The 1,303-nt window shown below is 59.9% G+C and carries 2 protein-coding genes; one reads left to right on the forward strand and one right to left on the reverse strand.

Annotated features, from left to right (window positions below; genetic code table 11):
* Positions 1 to 977, reverse strand: a 977-nt coding sequence (locus AB4043_RS25865; RefSeq protein WP_442308568.1) for a family 20 glycosylhydrolase, incomplete at its 3' end; no start/stop codon positions are given.
* A 142-nt stretch (positions 978 to 1,119) separates the two neighbouring features.
* On the opposite strand from AB4043_RS25865, the gene AB4043_RS25870 reads away from it, so the two are divergent.
* On the forward strand, positions 1,120 to 1,303 hold a 184-nt coding region (locus tag AB4043_RS25870), incomplete at its 3' end, for a hypothetical protein (RefSeq protein WP_442308569.1).

Below are 1,303 nucleotides of genomic sequence, written 5' to 3' on the forward strand. Positions count from 1 at the left end.
GACGTTTCATCGCCACCGATGTGAACGTATGCGTCTGGAAACAACGCCGTTACCTCGGTGAGGAACTTCCGCAGGAAGACATAGGTCTCTTCACGCGTGGGATCGATGGCGACGTCGCTCACGCCGAACTCGCGGCGTATGTCATCAGGCACCGTGCCGCTGGCCAGTTCCGGATAGGCGTAGAGCCATGCAGCGGAGTGGCCGGGCATCTCAATCTCCGGCACAACGCGGATGCCGCGCGCCCGGGCGTAGGCGACAATCTCCTTCACATCTTCCTGCGAGTAATACAGGCCATCCGATCCCTTGCCGGTGAGTTTGGGAAACAGCTTGCTCTCCAGACGGAATCCCTGATCCTCCGTCATGTGCCAGTGAAAGACATTCATCTTCACCGCTGCCATGGCATCGATATTGCGCTTCAACACCGGTACCGGTTGAAAATGGYGGCCGCAGTCGATCATCAGACCGCGCCAGGGGAAACGCGGTGAATCATGTACCGTGACTGCCGGAATCACATAGCCCTGCGGCGTCGGCTGTACAAGCTGGATCAACGTCTCCAGCCCATGCATTGCACCCACGTCGGTATTAGCCTCAATGACGGCCTTCTCGCTCGTCACTGTCAGCGAATAGCTCTCGTCCTCGCTGAGGCTCTGCACCGCCTCGCCGGGCGAGACGACGCTTACCTCCAGCGGCGTCGTTCCAAAGACACCTCTTCCTTCATGACGAAGGTCAGCCGCGACCTCGATCCGCCGGAGAGTGCGGGCAATCGCAGCTTCCAGACGGGCGTCATGCGAGCGAGGCGTGGTGACTTTGAACGTGGACTGCAGCGCCAGCGCCCCGGAGCCTCTCGTCAGCTCCGCCGGCAAGGGCATCAAACCGGTCTGGGCTCCTGTTTGGGCTCTGGTCTGGGCTCTGGCGGCAGCAGAAAGAGTGAGGGCGAGGGCAACAAAGAGGACCGGACGAAAGCGATCGATATTCATGACTTATGGGTTCCCGGATGGCCGGGAACAGACAGTATAGGTTTCCAAGGCGACAGAGATCACGGCTATATGACCTAGAAGACGGCGCCTTCCCTTCCTCAAATTGCTGACAAATTCTCTGGTTTGCCCCTACAATCCCGTCATGCTTCGCCGCCTGGTCTGCCTTCTGCTGCTTGGTTCCGCCTTTTGCGCCTTCGCGCAGAAGCGCGACGAGACTGCTCTTTCCGACGCCGAGGTGGAGGAGATCCGCGAAGCCGCCATCGACCCCGCCGCGCGCATCACCATCTTCCAGAAAGCTCTGGAGACCAGGATCAACAGGATCGAGG

Origin of the sequence: Terriglobus sp. YAF25 (assembly GCF_052113305.1) — a bacterium.
Classification (GTDB): domain Bacteria; phylum Acidobacteriota; class Terriglobia; order Terriglobales; family Acidobacteriaceae; genus Terriglobus.